Origin of the sequence: Marinobacter sp. (assembly GCF_040904845.1) — a bacterium.
Lineage (GTDB): Bacteria > Pseudomonadota > Gammaproteobacteria > Pseudomonadales > Oleiphilaceae > Marinobacter.
This window is the reverse complement of the sequence record NZ_JBBDSR010000042.1, coordinates 26838-41559: the sequence shown is the minus strand read 5'-3', so window position 1 is coordinate 41559 and position 14722 is coordinate 26838. Positions and strand designations below refer to the sequence as shown.

At 50.8% G+C, this 14722-nt stretch carries 14 protein-coding genes and 1 pseudogene; 4 read left to right on the top strand and 11 right to left on the bottom strand.

What is annotated here, in order from left to right:
• From WD429_RS04635 to urtE, 10 genes and pseudogenes are all read right to left on the bottom strand, one after another.
• A complete protein-coding gene (locus WD429_RS04635) occupies window positions 1–885 on the bottom strand; it encodes a M14 family metallocarboxypeptidase (RefSeq protein ID WP_368421002.1) in 885 nt (294 codons plus the stop codon).
• A gap of 87 nt (window positions 886–972) precedes the next feature.
• A complete protein-coding gene (gene rho, locus WD429_RS04630) occupies window positions 973–1944 on the bottom strand; it encodes a transcription termination factor Rho (RefSeq protein ID WP_368421001.1) in 972 nt (323 codons plus the stop codon).
• A gap of 139 nt (window positions 1945–2083) precedes the next feature.
• Window positions 2084–4801 (bottom strand): NB-ARC domain-containing protein, encoded by a 2718-nt coding sequence (locus WD429_RS04625; protein WP_368421000.1) that lies wholly within the window; start codon window positions 4799–4801, stop codon window positions 2084–2086.
• Window positions 4802–5525: 724 nt separating this feature from the next.
• Window positions 5526–6521 carry a DNA adenine methylase gene (locus tag WD429_RS04620; RefSeq protein WP_368420999.1) on the bottom strand — a complete coding sequence of 332 codons (996 nt, stop codon included), beginning with the start codon at window positions 6519–6521 and terminating at the stop codon, window positions 5526–5528.
• 65 nt (window positions 6522–6586) lie between these two features.
• Window positions 6587–8053: a hypothetical protein gene (locus WD429_RS04615; protein ID WP_368420998.1), complete on the bottom strand. Its 1467-nt coding sequence runs from the start codon at window positions 8051–8053 to the stop codon at window positions 6587–6589.
• Between the two features lie 65 nt (window positions 8054–8118).
• The gene (locus WD429_RS04610) at window positions 8119–8664 is read right to left on the bottom strand and encodes a hypothetical protein (RefSeq protein WP_368420997.1); all 546 of its coding nucleotides are present in this window, start codon (window positions 8662–8664) and stop codon (window positions 8119–8121) included.
• 32 nt (window positions 8665–8696) lie between these two features.
• On the bottom strand, window positions 8697–8963 hold the full coding sequence (locus WD429_RS04605) for a nuclease-related domain-containing protein (protein ID WP_368420996.1): 267 nt from the start codon (window positions 8961–8963) through the stop codon (window positions 8697–8699).
• A gap of 168 nt (window positions 8964–9131) precedes the next feature.
• Window positions 9132–9317 carry a hypothetical protein gene (locus WD429_RS04600; protein ID WP_368420995.1) on the bottom strand — a complete coding sequence of 62 codons (186 nt, stop codon included), beginning with the start codon at window positions 9315–9317 and terminating at the stop codon, window positions 9132–9134.
• Window positions 9318–9357: 40 nt separating this feature from the next.
• Window positions 9358–9685: pseudogene (locus tag WD429_RS04595) on the bottom strand (GTP-binding protein); the annotation flags it as partial.
• Window positions 9686–9835: 150 nt separating this feature from the next.
• Window positions 9836–10519, bottom strand: coding sequence for an urea ABC transporter ATP-binding subunit UrtE (gene urtE / locus WD429_RS04590; RefSeq protein ID WP_368421004.1), 684 nt, complete (start codon window positions 10517–10519; stop codon window positions 9836–9838).
• 472 nt (window positions 10520–10991) lie between these two features.
• Between urtE and WD429_RS04585 the strand changes: the two genes are divergently transcribed.
• Both WD429_RS04585 and WD429_RS04580 read left to right on the top strand, forming a co-directional pair.
• On the top strand, window positions 10992–11261 hold the full coding sequence (locus tag WD429_RS04585) for a ComEA family DNA-binding protein (RefSeq protein ID WP_368420994.1): 270 nt from the start codon (window positions 10992–10994) through the stop codon (window positions 11259–11261).
• Between the two features lie 109 nt (window positions 11262–11370).
• Window positions 11371–12309 carry a DMT family transporter gene (locus WD429_RS04580; RefSeq protein ID WP_368420993.1) on the top strand — a complete coding sequence of 313 codons (939 nt, stop codon included), beginning with the start codon at window positions 11371–11373 and terminating at the stop codon, window positions 12307–12309.
• A 15-nt stretch (window positions 12310–12324) separates the two neighbouring features.
• On the opposite strand, the gene gloA is transcribed toward WD429_RS04580, so the two are convergent.
• On the bottom strand, window positions 12325–12873 hold the full coding sequence (gene gloA / locus WD429_RS04575) for a lactoylglutathione lyase (protein ID WP_368420992.1): 549 nt from the start codon (window positions 12871–12873) through the stop codon (window positions 12325–12327).
• A gap of 127 nt (window positions 12874–13000) precedes the next feature.
• Here gloA and WD429_RS04570 point away from each other — a divergent pair, with 127 nt between their 5' ends.
• Both WD429_RS04570 and WD429_RS04565 read left to right on the top strand, forming a co-directional pair.
• Window positions 13001–13660, top strand: a complete 660-nt coding sequence (locus WD429_RS04570) for a GntR family transcriptional regulator (protein WP_368420991.1) — start codon at window positions 13001–13003, stop codon at window positions 13658–13660.
• Between the two features lie 8 nt (window positions 13661–13668).
• Entirely contained in the window at window positions 13669–14721 is a 1053-nt protein-coding gene (locus tag WD429_RS04565) for a YbhN family protein (protein ID WP_368420990.1), read from the top strand.
• Window position 14722 lies beyond the last annotated feature (1 nt).

Here is a 14722-nt window from a genome sequence, read left to right as displayed (position 1 = left end):
CTAATGAAATTCAGGCGGAACCGCCAACTGGACAACTAGGCTGACAGAGGGGGGGTATACCTCGGTGGTGGTCCTGTAGCGGGCGTTGGTCATGCTGGTGCAAAGGCCAAGCTGCGCCAGCGGATACTGAATAACGCCCCGAGCGGCCGCCGATGAGCCGAGGATCTCACCGTTGTCATCCGCCGGCGCGATATGGGTGATCTTTTCCACCGCCTTGATCAACGCCTGCTGAAATTCAGGCTGCGGGCTCTCGGTGTCATCCACCAGGTAGAAGCCGTCCGGAATGTCACCCGGCTCAAACGGTTTGCCATCGCGGGCCGCAAGCGCTGGGCGGAACTCGGTCTCGTCGGTATCGGTCGTCTCGTGCAGGTCGATGTGCAGCAGTATTGGCTCGTCTATCGAAGCGACCAGTTGCATGAGCGCCGCTGACTCCCCGGCTTGGCCGTCATCACGAAACGAGCGGTTGGGATCAATCGCGTTCGCGTTCCAGCGCTGGCTGCGTTCGTAAGCCCAGGGGCTGACGCAAGGCGCGACCAGTAGGTTTACACGACCAGCATAATCCAGTGCATGTTGTTCAACGAACTGCAGCGCGCCGTGTACACCGCTTGTTTCATAACCATGCACTCCGCCCGTTATCAGCACCACCGGCCGATCAGCACGCCAGTCGCGGCTGCGGATCGCCATCAGCGGATAAACGTCCGGGCCGTATTCCAGGCGGCCATACTCTTGCACGTCGAAGCGCGAACGCAACCGCTCGATCACGCTCAGTACATCAGATTCGTAACTGCGTTGACGGGTCTGCCGTAACAACCACTGGGAACGTTCCGCGTCGCCCCAGGGATTGCCGGGCGTACCGACTGGATAGGCCGCTGAAGCGGTGCTCATATCGCTTGTCTTCTTCGGTCCGTCGCTCGCGCGCATAGGCATGGTATCGATCCTGGGAAAATAGATCTGCCCCGGTTTTTCGCAGATTCAATCGGTGTGCGCCCCGGGGATGCTGCTCAGAAGCTCGGCATTTGTGGGGTACTTCTCAAGCAGCTCAACCAGCTTTCTCGTGCCCTCTAGCGGTTTGAGACCGCTAAGTGCCCGGCGCAACGCTCTTACTTTGTCTAAATATTTCGGATCTATCAGCAGCTCTTCACGGCGTGTACTGCTTTTCGAAATGTCCAGCGCGGGGAAGATTCGCTGGTTCGCAACGTCTCTTGATAAAACCAGCTCCATGTTCCCCGTGCCCTTAAATTCCTCAAATATAACCTGGTCCATACGGCTACCGGTATCAACCAGAACGGTTGCCAAAATGGTAAGCGAGCCGCCATTCTCAATGTTTCGTGCAGCGCCAAACAACCTCCGCGGGATCTCCATCGCTCGCGCATCAACCCCGCCAGACATAGTGCGACCGCTGCTCTTTCGCTCCGCATTATGCACACGCGAAAGCCTCGTGAGAGAATCAATCACAACCATGACGTTGTGACCCTCGCCAGCTTGTTGGCGGGCGATATCAAGAAGCTCATCGGCAACGCGAACGTGGTGAGCATAGCTCTCATCCGAAGAAGAAGCGTGTACCTCAGCCGGGACGCTACGCTTGAAATCAGTGACCTCTTCGGGTCGCTCATCTATCAATAATGCGTAAAGTTTAATCTCGGGATACGCCTTTCCCACCGCCTGGCAAATATCTTTTAAAATCGTCGATTTTCCAGACCCCGGCGGTGCAACGATCAAACCTCGCTGCCCCATTCCAATCGGCGTGATCAAATCCATCGCTCGCACCGTGAGCTTTTCTGAACCTGACTCCAAACGAATCCCCGGCGCTGGATTGATAGCCACACCGTTTAAAAAACGTTTTTGTGGATCAGCCTCACCCTCAACCCTAGCTTCGGCTTCCTCAGCCACTGGTTTGGCGTCTTTAATTGGTTTCCGGGTTAAACCTAATGTCTTTCTCGTCATGTCTGTTTGATAGCTCTTGTTTGATAGATATTTTTCGGAATGGGTTGATGAAGCCAAAAAACAGTGTGTACAAAATAAATCTGTCCCGGCTTTCCTTCCGATTCGCCCCTTTTCTGCCATCTTTCAAACGAAACGCGCCTTATTTATCTGCAAGGCGAATTTCTTCAGCAAACGGTCCCCGGTCGTTCTCACTCGGTTTAAAAGTTACGTTCCTCTTAAATTCCTCATCAAGTATATTCGGGGGATGCAATTCGCCTCTATGGAAAAAATATTCCACTTCATCTATTCCAGATATAAAACCAAACGAAACGCCCTTCGTTTTTTCTACGATCCTAGAAACTGTGCCTAAGATGCGATCAGCACCTTCAGGAGTCCAGGCAAATCTAATTTCTTCCTTCAAACTTATAATCTTTTGTTTTACACTATCATCAAAAGCTTCAATATTTCGAGCAACACTACTGTCTATTGCTTGCAAGGATCCTACATTAAACCGTTTTATATTATCTTTAATTGAATCAATAATAGAAAAAATTAAAGAGAAATCATTAGATTTTTTGCCAAGCGCATCGAGCGGACCAAAAAGGCTAACCAATTTTGAGACTGTCCCATGATCGAAGTCTTCTTCTTTAATCGAATTCACAAGGATTGAGCCAGCACGCTGAAAACACTTCCTAGCCTCTTCCAAATCATTATCTCTCGAATAAAGCTCACCCATGCGCCGATAACATGTAGACGCCTGATCAAAAGTACTAATCCTGAACTTTCTAAGCTGCCCCTTCTGATTCGGAATCAATTCTTCATACAAAACTGAAGCATCTTTATAGTCGCCGCTCAAAGTAAGAATCCAAGCCTTACAGGTTTTCAATGCGTTATCATCGGAATCAATTTCTACAGCTTCGTTTATTTGCTCTAAGGCTCTGTCGAAATCTTCTTCCGCGATCAAGAACTGCGCATATGAATAATGAGAAATCGCAGAATGGGGAGCTAGATCAACCGCAGTATCATACTGAGATCCTGCTTTAAAGGGATTCTGCTCTTTCAAAATCATACCATGAATCCTATAACACTCCGAAAATTCTGGCATCATTTTCTTCGCAGTATCCACAAGGCTTTCAGAACCTTCAAAATTTCCCTTTTTAGCTTCTATGAGTGCTTTCTTTAAATAAATCGAACAAATCTTCTCATCTCTTGTTTTCCAAGATATAGCATTAACGTCATACTTATAGTGATTTCTGATAATACTATGTTGATCGAGTATCTTTTGAAGCTCTTTCCTTTTGGCCTTTACCAATTGGTATATATCATCTTTCACAGGTCGAATACTATTTATATACTCTTCCGCCACTCCCGTAAGATTGTAAAGCCTTTCCTGCCTCTCTAAACGGTCGCCCGTGGAAACCAACATACTTGAATTGTTTAACTGATGTAGAGCCTCTTCAACTTCTATTTCAGGCGTCTCACCCAGAAAAAACCTGAGCTCAACAGCAGAAACCGGCCGACGCATACAAGCAACTATTGATATTACTTTTGACTCAACACTTCCAAGTCTGTCGTAAAGATTTTCAAAACAAAACCGAAGCGCGTCCGTAAAACTCACATTCTTTTTGTCTATCAAATCGGAAGGTGATTTGCCACCAGCAACAGCAAGAACATACCATTTAATTAATAGGGGATTATTATATAACCTGACACATAAATTTTTTAATATATCATTCTTTTTCTTATACAAGCTATCAAGGTTTAACAATTTAGACATAGTTCTCATCAATTCAATAGCGTGCTTGTCGTCAAGATTGTCCAACTTATAACGATACTCTATTTCACCAAGACCGATTCTAGTTGTTATTAATACCTTAGAATCCGCGGGTACATCCGCTAAAAAATCTCGAACTTCCTCACTTGATATCGTTTCGAGGTTATCTATGCACAGCAATATCCTAAACTCTGACATATATTCCGAAATTTCCGCCAATGCTGTTTTAGCATTGCTTGGATCAAGCCCTGATAAATTTTTCGAAACCTCGTGGAACAACCCAGCTCCTGTGTCAACCGCACTTTTTATCTGCTCAATTCCCTTAACCGTGAGACGATTAGCTTTGAGCGTTACCCAAACTATTATCTCAAATACTGGTTCATTAACGCTAACATCTTCACAAATTTCCAGGATGTCATAAAGGCATCTCTGAGCTAGGGCTGTTTTTCCTACACCACCCTCACCAACAATTGAAATAACCTTTGTATTAGAGGTCAAAAGCTTATTTATAGATTTTCTATCTTTTTCTCTGCCCATAAACCCAGTGTCATCAAATTCTGGAAGTGGCAAATTATGAGAAATAGTTTTTTTTGATTCTTTCCAAAAATTTGGAATATTAAGAGATAAAGCGAATGCTGGATTATCCAGATTTTTTCGTGCCTCGTTTATATTTTTCCATAACATCCCTCCGCCTCTTTTATTTAACTCATAAACAAAATCCAAAAGATCATTTAAATCATTAGGCTCTAAAGGTCGGGAATGGCACACCCTATTCCTACATTTTGTAAGATTTTCTAGGTTTTGACAGATATATAGAATATCTTCATTGGAAAATTGGCTCTGTATCGGCTTTAACTTATGAAGTACTTTACTTAAGTCATAGAAGTCCAAGAACTCTAATAGCTCATTCAGTGTCCCCTCTTTTGAGTAGGCTTCTTTTTTATGATCGAAGTACCGTTGCCTAGCATTCTCAACCACGTCATCCGGAAGAATATCAAATCTGTCATCAGGCAACTCATTGAATATGAAATTTCTAAGATCCGTTTCAATAGAGGAAACCAAAGAAAAACAAGACATTCTAGTTGCAAAATTTCTGATAGCCATCACTTACCCGTTTTTTTAAGATTAACGAATGGAGAATCTATAAATCACACAGTTTGACGCCTTTCTCCATCGGACACATGAACCGATGATACGGCAATAAGGATGCAATTGAATACTACAGGTATAAAAGAAACTGTATCAATGCGATGGACATCATCTTCTATTCCTAAATGTTGATTCTTCCATGATTCCATAGCCACAAGGTAGATCATCTCGTCACCTCGTGTCTGCGCCAGGCACCAAAACGTATAAATTTCTTCCACTGAAAAGGCTGCGAATCACGTATTGCCCCGCAGCTTTCTATTTTTTTCTTAACGTTAATATCACCTCAATCGAGTCAGAACGACGTCAATATCAAATTCATTTTAACGTCTCGTTTGTGCCGACTTAATCCGTACAAGGTCACAGCGACAGTCGCACTAGCCACCAAGAAGCATTCAATATGCAGCACATAACCAATGGCTTCGTTGCCAGAATGAGTGGAGGTTGCTGTAGAGGCGACCATCAGTAGTCAATTACATGTATTCATGGCCCTTTAGCCCTTGCCTTACGCGGTTTCGGCGATCTTTTTCGTGCGTCTTTGCCGATACACTGACCACGTACAGAGCAAGGTAAGATCAGAAAGTTCCGGCCTGAGGGCGGCAGACAGGTTTGTCGCCACCAAAAAACAGAACTGTCCCGATTTTCCGATTACCGCGATCAATGCCGAGTCAAAAACATAGCCTCACGCTTCTAATGCCTCTGCAGCGGTAAGGCTATCGCTGGGAAATGCGCCAAGCTCTTCTTCAACCTGTGGCGGCAATGGAATACGACACAGTGATGAAGCTACGAGAAGCTCCCTTCCAATCTTCGCCTGTTGCATGAGATAGCTCAGCTCAAGGACTCCCATTGTCCGCTCGGCATACAGGGAGTGGATGAGGGGATGATCATCGTAGGTAATCACCCAGCGCCATGCTTTGCACTTGATAAACTCTGCCAGTTCCCGGTGCTTCGCTTCATCAAATATATTTGCTTTGTACAGGTTTCCGCCTTGGACCACGTAAGGCGGGTCAAGGAAGATCAGAGAATCACTGACCACTGATTCATCCAGACCACGTAACAGATCACAGGCATCCCCACAGGAAACCACAACCTTATCTCTGTGTCGGCCGATGGTTTCGGCCCTCTCGATCAGTGCGGTACGGTTAAATCGACAATCAATCTTGTAATTTCCGGTTTGCTTTAATCCACCGATAGGACCACCACTCAGAAGTCCAGAACGGTTGCACCGATTCATGAAAAACGCGGCAAAACCGAGCTCTAACGTCGACGCTTCTTCGGGGCAGTTGATCACCTCTTTCCAGCGGTGCCATTGCTCAATCGTGACTGGTGTCGAGGCAACCAAGCTGATGAAGGCATCTGTATCATTGAATACCGAATCCCAGAATGCCGCTATGGCAGGGTTTGCGTCATTCAAGTAAAGCCGGCTGATTATCCCGGCATCCAGCAGCGGAATCGATGCGCCGGCGCCACCACAGAATGGTTCGATAAGTGTGCCCTCGGTCTTCCCATTGGCATGGACAATATTGGCCAGAAAATACTTCAGCGAGCCTTTCCCACCAGGATATCGAAGCGGTGTAAGATCTCTCGGTAATTTCTCTCGCCGGAAAGCTTCCTGGAAGTTCACTTTCCAGAAGTCTTTAGCAGAATTACATGCAAATGATGAGTCACGCCGGTTCATGCCACGTCTCTGTTGTTGATTTTGAACTGAACTTATCAAAATGGCTGGCCCATGGCCATCGATTTTTAGCCCTGCAGCAAAAACCGTAACAGCGGCTGTAATCTGGTGATAATGTCTCTCACATCACGCGGGACCAGAACGTGCTGATCATTGTGGGCCGCCATATTAAGAAAGGTTTTCGGGACCGTTCGATGGTCCTGAACGCCTCTGCGGAGGTTGTCATCCGGTATGGTTTTCTCGCTCGAAGCCGCAAAGGTGATGATTTTTTCCAACCCGGGGATATACCCCTTGGATCCGGCTGGAGCATGCTTTGCCATGAGCTCACCCCATTTGCCAACTTTCTTCATGCGAGCAATCAAAGCCACCTCCAAAAGCGATCTGAGAAGCAAGGCTGTTCCGTTCGGCAGTCTTTCCGGATAGATTCCCTGGAGCTCGTCCAGAAGTGCGCTCGCCTTGTCATTATTCAGGTTGCAGTCGATATCTGCATCGAGCGCTGGCCCCTGCCTTTTTTGTGGAGGCCGCTTGGTGGGCTTCTTCGGCTGGGATGGCGTTTGTTTTGGAGGGTGCACAGTCTCCTGGGTTACCAGTTCACTACCTGAAGTGGACTTTGATGAGCGCTCCGGCTTAACCTCTGAGGGCAGCTTGTCGAGATAGTCCCCAATCTCGGTCTTGCTATTTGTGGTACGACTGTTCAGCTCTGCTTTCTGTTCACTACCTGTTCCAAAGTACGGGACGGAATCATAAACCAATCTTTTCAGAAAAAGTTTGGTCTTGCTCGCATCCCAACTGAACTGAGGCCAACCCTTGACATCAAACTCAATGTCACCGAATCGCTCCTTGGTAGCAGGACTTTTCAGTACACGAGACAGTGCCTCAATGGGAAAGCTGTCGACATTTTCTAATAGTTTTTCGCGCTCGTCGTCGCCCCAGTCCAAGCCCAGAAACAAATCGAAAAGGCGTGCTTCTTGAATAGCTTTTCGCAAATCAGCGACTTTTAACCCCGTCTCTTGCTCTACAAACTCTAAGTCTTCACCCGCATCCATAGCATTGATAGCAAATTTTCCTTGGGCAAAGCGGGACCAACCGCGAACAGGTGCCTGATTCAGATGGCGTGACACGATCAGTTGCATTGCCGCTTCTCGTGAAGGAGCAATGACTGCTGGGATTTTCCTAAAGCTATCGAGCACAGGCTCCGCGAGACTCGCCCACTTCTGAACAAATCGCTGATCCTTCTCCGGAGCCAGCTTTGGCTTTAGGAGAACGCGGCATGAACAGACCCGTCTATTTCCCTCGACCACTATGAATTTGCTTTTTGATCCTTCCTTTCGGATAACAACAACCCGTTGATCTGGGAAGTATCCCGCCTTTGCAATGGAACGAACCATCTCCCTAGCTTTACCAGCTTCGAATATTTCCTTAAAGACATCGGCCTGGCTGGCATTGTGAGATAAACCTGGAAGTCGAGGGTTATCAGAGTCAAGCTCTATAGATTGAGGCGAAAGTGGTTTGTTTGGCCATTGTTCGTATCCCATTGAGTACTACTCCTTTTACAGCACTACGTTTCTTTTTATAGATGCCCTAATAATTCAATGGAGGGCTATTTGGGCTTTTTAACTATGTTATTCACTAGAGATTTGAAATCATCGATGTACGCCTTGATCTTGGCGGGAATCCAACGGTCCCAATCGGGACCTTTTTTTATCCCGAGCTCCACGGCACCGATTTTCTTTACCTTGTTCAGGCACTCATTTATTGCCGAGTTAGAGTCATCTAAAAACTCTATCCAATTAGTATTATGACTGGCATGGCCAAGTCCCCTGTTCATTTCCTGAATCACCTCTAGAACATCTGAAGAAATAATAAAGTCTGAACTATCAGCTATTTTCCAAACCTTCTTCTTAGCCCTTTCAAAGTTCTCCCAGAGTTCGGCTTTTTCGTCTTCAGCTAACTCCTTCCGATGACCGGCGCCTGCAGCGATTTCTTCACTAGGCACGAGGCTCATTTCGTGAAGTGCTTCTACCAAGTTAATGTAGGCTTCAGCTTTCCTTTCCCACCAGCGCTCGGTCCTAAAGCGCCTAAGAGTCAACCAGGCACTAAGAAATGAAGCTACGACAGCTATCGTGATTCCACTCAAAAAATCCATTGCATACTCCACGCTCTCGTAAACCCGGCCACCTAGCCACACATTACTCTCGGATCACCCGTCGCTGCTTGGGAGACGATGATATGGTCGATCTGGGTGGTGCCGTCTTCCGTGGTTAGGGTGACGTTTTTGATCAGGTGGTAACGGTCTTTGTCCAGAGATAGCCGAGCAGAGACATTGACCAAGGATTCCCCAACATGGCCCTTAAAGCGGCGAGAACCGAATATCGCCAACAACGCGATGAGTGGTATGAAGTACCATAGCTTTTCAAGAGGCTGTAACAGTACTGCAGAGTCCATCGGACATTTTCCTTAACGGTCAGTGCTTCCATAACGAACACCCAATTACCCTAGACCATTTCATCGCCTTGCGCTTGTTTTTCTTATAAAAATCGACATTTTTAGTGACAAAAAAAGCTGCTCGGTCTCCCGTACAGCCTTTTTTTGTGATGGGACGAAGCTTTGCGCTCAGTCCTCGCTTTGGGACTTAACCTTCTTCCAGGCCATCAGCACAATCGCCCCAACAATCCCCGCCGCAAACAAATCTTCAATGTGCAGCATATCACCAATCGCCTCATGCCCCGAGTGCGCCAGCACGTTAGTGGAGGCCACTAGCAACCCCACACCAGCACCGTTCTTTTGAATTCTTTTCATGTCTGTTTCTCCGTTAACGGTTTAAACCAAAACTGTTTAATCAGGCAGACGCCGCCACTTTCTCAGGCCTACGCTCCGGCAGCATTCCGCGCTCCAGAATGGAGCTAATGATGGTTTCCAGCGTTACCCCGTCATACAGGTTGGTGAACACAAAGGGCCGTTCGCCACGCATTTTTTTTGGAGTCGCGGTCCATTACGTCCAGGGAGGCGTGTACCTGTTCGGCGATGTCGATCTTGTTGATGATCAGAAGGTCGGATTTGGTGATGCCGGGGCCGCCTTTTCTCGGAATTTTGTCGCCGCTGGAGACGTCGATCACCTACAGGGTGAAGTCAGACAGTTCCAGGCTGAAGGTGGCAGAAAGGTTGTCGATACTGGTCCGGTGCGATTTGGCACCAGTACCGAGGGGCTGCGCTGAACCGATGCAGAAAGGCTTCTTTACGATAACCTACCGGGTCTCGGAAGACCGGTTTCGAGACAGTACAGGAATCTAGCATGGTGATGGCTTCCCTGAAATTTGTTACACCGTCAGGTGTTTCTTTATCAACTCATCAGTCAACCCCGCAATCTCATCCTCAGCGACCCGCCTCCCCCGATCCAAAATCGCAAACCGATCCGCATACTTCCTAGCAAACGGCAATTTCTGCTCAACCAGCAGCACCGTTAGCCCGTCTTCTTCAATCAGCCTGCGAATAACCTCCCCAATCTGCGCCACTATATTCGGCTGAATCCCCTCCCCCGGTTCATCCAAAATCAGCAGCCTGGGCTCAATCACCAACGCCCGGCCAATGGCCAACTGCTGTTGCTGCCCACCAGACAGGTCGCCGCCTCTGCGGTGTTTCATTTCCTTCAGTACCGGAAACAGCTCATACACCCGCTCGGGGATTTTCTTGCTGCCGTCCTTACGCACGGCCAGGCCGGTGCGAAGGTTTTCTTCCACGGTCAGCAGGGGGAATATTTGCCGGCCCTGGGGCACGTAGCCGATGCCGAGGCGTGAGCGATCTTCGATTTTCTTTTTGGTTAGTTCCACATCTTGGGCGAATTCGATGCTGCCGCTTTTGGTGGTTTCTTCGCCCATGATGCATTTCATCAGGGTGGTTTTGCCCACGCCGTTGCGGCCCATTACGCAGGTGCACTGGCCCTGGGGTACGTCCAGGTCCCAGAGGGTGTGCCTTTCGCCGTAATATTGGCTAGGGCAGCCCATCCGCGCGGGCAACAAATTGCCCGGGAGACCGCATAAACACTGAACTCCGGTTCATTTTCAGACCGCGCCACCGGCTCACGAATCTGTAAGAGATATCGCACAACACCGAGAGCGAATGTCCGATATCTGCAGATCCCGACCCCTGTAGACTATCGATTGTCAGGGATGACAAGCCAGCAAGGAACGTTGGCGCAAGGATGATGATGACTCCAGGGATACGGAGCAGCCCAAGGAACCGGGCAGGCAGGGACGACCACCAGGGATGAAGCACACAGGACGTGTGCAGCCTGAAGGATCAGGCGGGGGTCAGCCACGGAGAAAGGATCACACGGAAGGTGGTCCTGCCCCGTGCACTTTCTATACCTTCCAGTTTGTATCTACCTGCGGCATCTATCCGAAAAGCGAAACTTCCTGCTGATTGCGTTCTGGCATCCAACTATAACGACAGTATTCAGCTCCAGGAGTTTACCCTATGAAAGCTACCCCAATGATTGCCACACTCGTTCTGCTGTTCAGCCTGTTTACCGGCTTTGCCCACGCCGAACCCGCTTCGATTAACATCAACACCGCGAACGTAGAAACGCTCGCCAGCCTGAATGGCATTGGTGCGAGCAAAGCGGAAGCGATTGTCGCCTACCGTGATACCAACGGCCCGTTCCAGTCTGCGGAAGACCTGGCCAACGTCAAAGGCATTGGTGCGCGCACGGTCCAGAAAAACGCCGACAGCCTCACCGTTGAGTAAGCCGTGCCCGGCGGTGCCGTGCGGGCTCCGCTACTCTTTGCCACTGGCGTCGCCAATACGGCACTGTTAACCTCACGCCCTTGTTTTCACGGAACTGGGCCGATAACCGATGATACACGGTGCACTCCTCATAGCCTTGGCCGCCTTGCTGTGGGCCACCACCGGTGTTGTTGCCAAATTCCTGTTTACCGGCACCGAACTGCAGGCCATCACCCTCGGTTTCCTGCGGCTTGCGGTGGCATTGCCATTCTTTTTCGTATTAATGCTGCGTGAACGACACCAACTGGCCAAGCGTCAGCCAGCCGCCGACCGCCAACCCCTGTTGACCCTGAAAGCCCTGATTCCGCTGGCCGCCCTGGGCCTGTTCCAGGCTTGCTACCAGGGCAGCTACCTGATTGCCGTGGACCTTACCGGTGCCGGTATCGCCACCCTCATTGCGCTCTGCCTGGCACCGGTTCTGGTGGCCATCGTGGCGGCACCAATACTGGGCGAAACACCCAGCCTGGTCACGGTACTGGCCCTCGTCGCCGCCATCATCGGCACTTCCATGCTGGTGGTCAGTGACATGGGCACCGCCGGCGAATTGCGTCTGGCGGGTATTCTTGTCGCCGTATTCGCCGCCGTGGTCTACGCCGGCTTCACCCTGACCAGCCGCCATACCTCCACCGGCACACCGGTGTTCACCACCGCGTTCATCTGTTTCGCCACGGCGGCGCTGGTGCTGCTCGTTGTGCTGCTTGCGATTGACGGTTTCGCCGGCCTCGGTTCGTTGGGCATCAAGCACTGGCTGATGGTGGCCTACATTGGCGTGGTCCCCACCTGCATCGGTTATGTGAGCTTTTTTACCGGTATGAAGACCACACCGGCGACTCTTTCGAGCATCATCGTGACTATGGAGCCGCTGTTTGTGGCCCTGCTGGCCTGGCTGGTTCTTGGGGAAGTACTGGGGGTGGTCGGTGTTGCGGGCGCGCTGATTCTCACCACAGCGGTGATCGTAGCGTCACGGAGCAGTGCCGGGGCAACGGCCGGCACTGCTCAAAAGACCTGATTTAAAGCTGGCCGATCAGCTGCTCTTGCGCTGTTTCTCCAGCATGTTCGGCTGCAGGATTTCGATCCAGTAGCCGTCCGGGTCTTTGATGAAAGCCAACCCTTTCATTTTGCCGTCGTCAGGCTTCTTGACGAATTCCACATCAAGCTTTTCAAAGCGCTCACAGGCGGCGTACACATCGGGTACCGCCATGCCAATGTGGCCGAAGCCCTGAGGCTGGTCGTTGCCATTGTGATAACTGAAGTCCGCTTCCTTTTCCGTGCCCCAGTTGTCGGTCAGCTCCAGCATGGCTTCGCGGCCGAAGGTGAAGGTGGTGCGGTGAGCATCGTCGGTGGGCACGGTGTTGGCCTGGCGGTCATCGAGGTAAGCCAGGAAGTACAGGGTGAACTCCATCTCCGGGAAATCGAGTTTCCGGACAAGGCGCATGCCCATTACACGGGTGTAGAAGTCCAGGGAGCGCTCGGGGTCTTTGATGCGCATCATGGTCTGGTTGAAGACATAGCCTTCGGTTTCCGGTACCGGTGCTTCGTGCAGGCCGGGGGCCTGTTCAAAGTGCTTGGGCATGATCGGTTCCTTTCTGTTTGTCAGGATTCAGACAGTATACCTGTGTGCGTTTCAGTAAGATTTCAAGGGGCTGTGATAGACTCCGGCCCACATCGAGTCCCGAAAATGTCCTGTTCAGAGAGCCATTATGGATTTTCAGGTTCCCAACACCCTCGCGGAGCAAATTGCCAACTATTTGGCTGAGCGTATCATGACCGGACAGATACGCCCGGGTGATCGCATTCATGAGGCCACCACGGCCACGGAATTGAAGGTGAGCCGAGCGTCAGTGAAGGAAGCGCTCTACACCCTTGAGCGCTGGCACCTGGTGGAGATCACCCCCCGCAAGGGCGCTTCGGCCACCAAACTGGACGAAGCCCACGCCGCTGAGCTTTACGATGTCTACATGCATCTGTTGATGATGCTCGCGGTGCGGGTCAGCGAGCGCTGGCAGGAAAAAGACAAGCAACCGATGCTGGACGCAGTCGGCAAGGTGACCGAGCAAATGAAGCAGCCGTCCGCCGATATTGCCGCGATTGTTGAGACCAGCTTTGAGGTCATGGAAGTCTGCTGCGATGTGGTCGGTAATCCCTACCTCACCGAGGCGCTCTCCAATTTCAAGCCGGCGGTCAGCCGTGCCTATTACCTGAGTGCCGAGCGTTACCAGCAAGACCTGGCCCAGACCAGCGAATTTTTCACTGAGTTGCCACTAGCGGTCATGGCAAGGGATTCAGCCACGGCCCAGTTGCTGATCCGGAAATTCGCCGAGCACCAGAAAAAGCTGATTCAACAGGCTCTGGCTTCCTAGGGCCTGTCATGACGGACTCCACCGACCTAACATACTCAAAACGGACGTCCGGGCGACGGCTGGCGCTGTTCAGCCTGATCTTTATTGCGCTTACGGGTGTGGGCCTGTATGCCGTTTATGACCGCTTCGCCGGGCGCAGCCTCAGTTTCGACGCCCGGCTGGTTGCCCCCGAAACGCTCGCGGCCATCCTCGCCCTGCTGTTGGTGTATTTTACGGCCGACGGCTTGCGCCTGCACTTCACCCTGCGGGCACTCGGGCACCGGCTCTCGCTGAAGGCGATTTTCCGCCTGGTGTTCATCAACCTGTTCTTCTCCAACGTGACGCCCATGGCCACGGGCGGCGGCTTTGCGCAGATCTGGTACCTGCACCATCACGGCGTTCCCGTGGGCCGGGCAACTGCGGCGACCACCATCCGCACGGTGTTGGCGGTGCTGTTCATCTTCTCTCTGACCCCGATATTCCTGCTGACCCTGGACGCCTTCAACGGCCACTCCATAGCCGGCGAGGTGGGCATCGCCCTCGCCATTTTTATTGCCCTGTACCTTGGGTTTTTCGCGGTGCTGCTGTTCAGAACGCGCTGGCTGATTGGCCCCCTCAGCAAAGTGCTGGCGGCGCTGCGCCGGGCCCACTTTATCGGGGACGCTCGCCATCAGCGCTGGCAATTCAAGGCGCGGCGGGAGATGCTGCGGTTTTCCCACAGTTTCAGCGACTACCTGCGCGGGCGACCGTTGTTCATCGCGCTGTCGGTGCTGTTCACCGTGGTGTTTCTGCTCAGCCTGTTCAGCTTTCCGGCGCTGCTGATGGCCAGTCTCGGGTATGAGGTGGACTATCTGGCGTCGCTCGGGCTGCTGGTCGTTACCACCTTCGTGATGTATTTCTCACCCACGCCTGGGACATCGGGCATATCAGAGGGTGTGTTTGGCAGCTTTTTTCGCGATATTCTTTCAGGCAACCACCTGATTCTGGTTATCATCAGTTGGCGGCTACTGACCATTTATCTGGGCATGCTGATCGGCCTTGTGGTGCTTCAGGCGGAAGTTCTCAGACAACGCAGGGAATAGC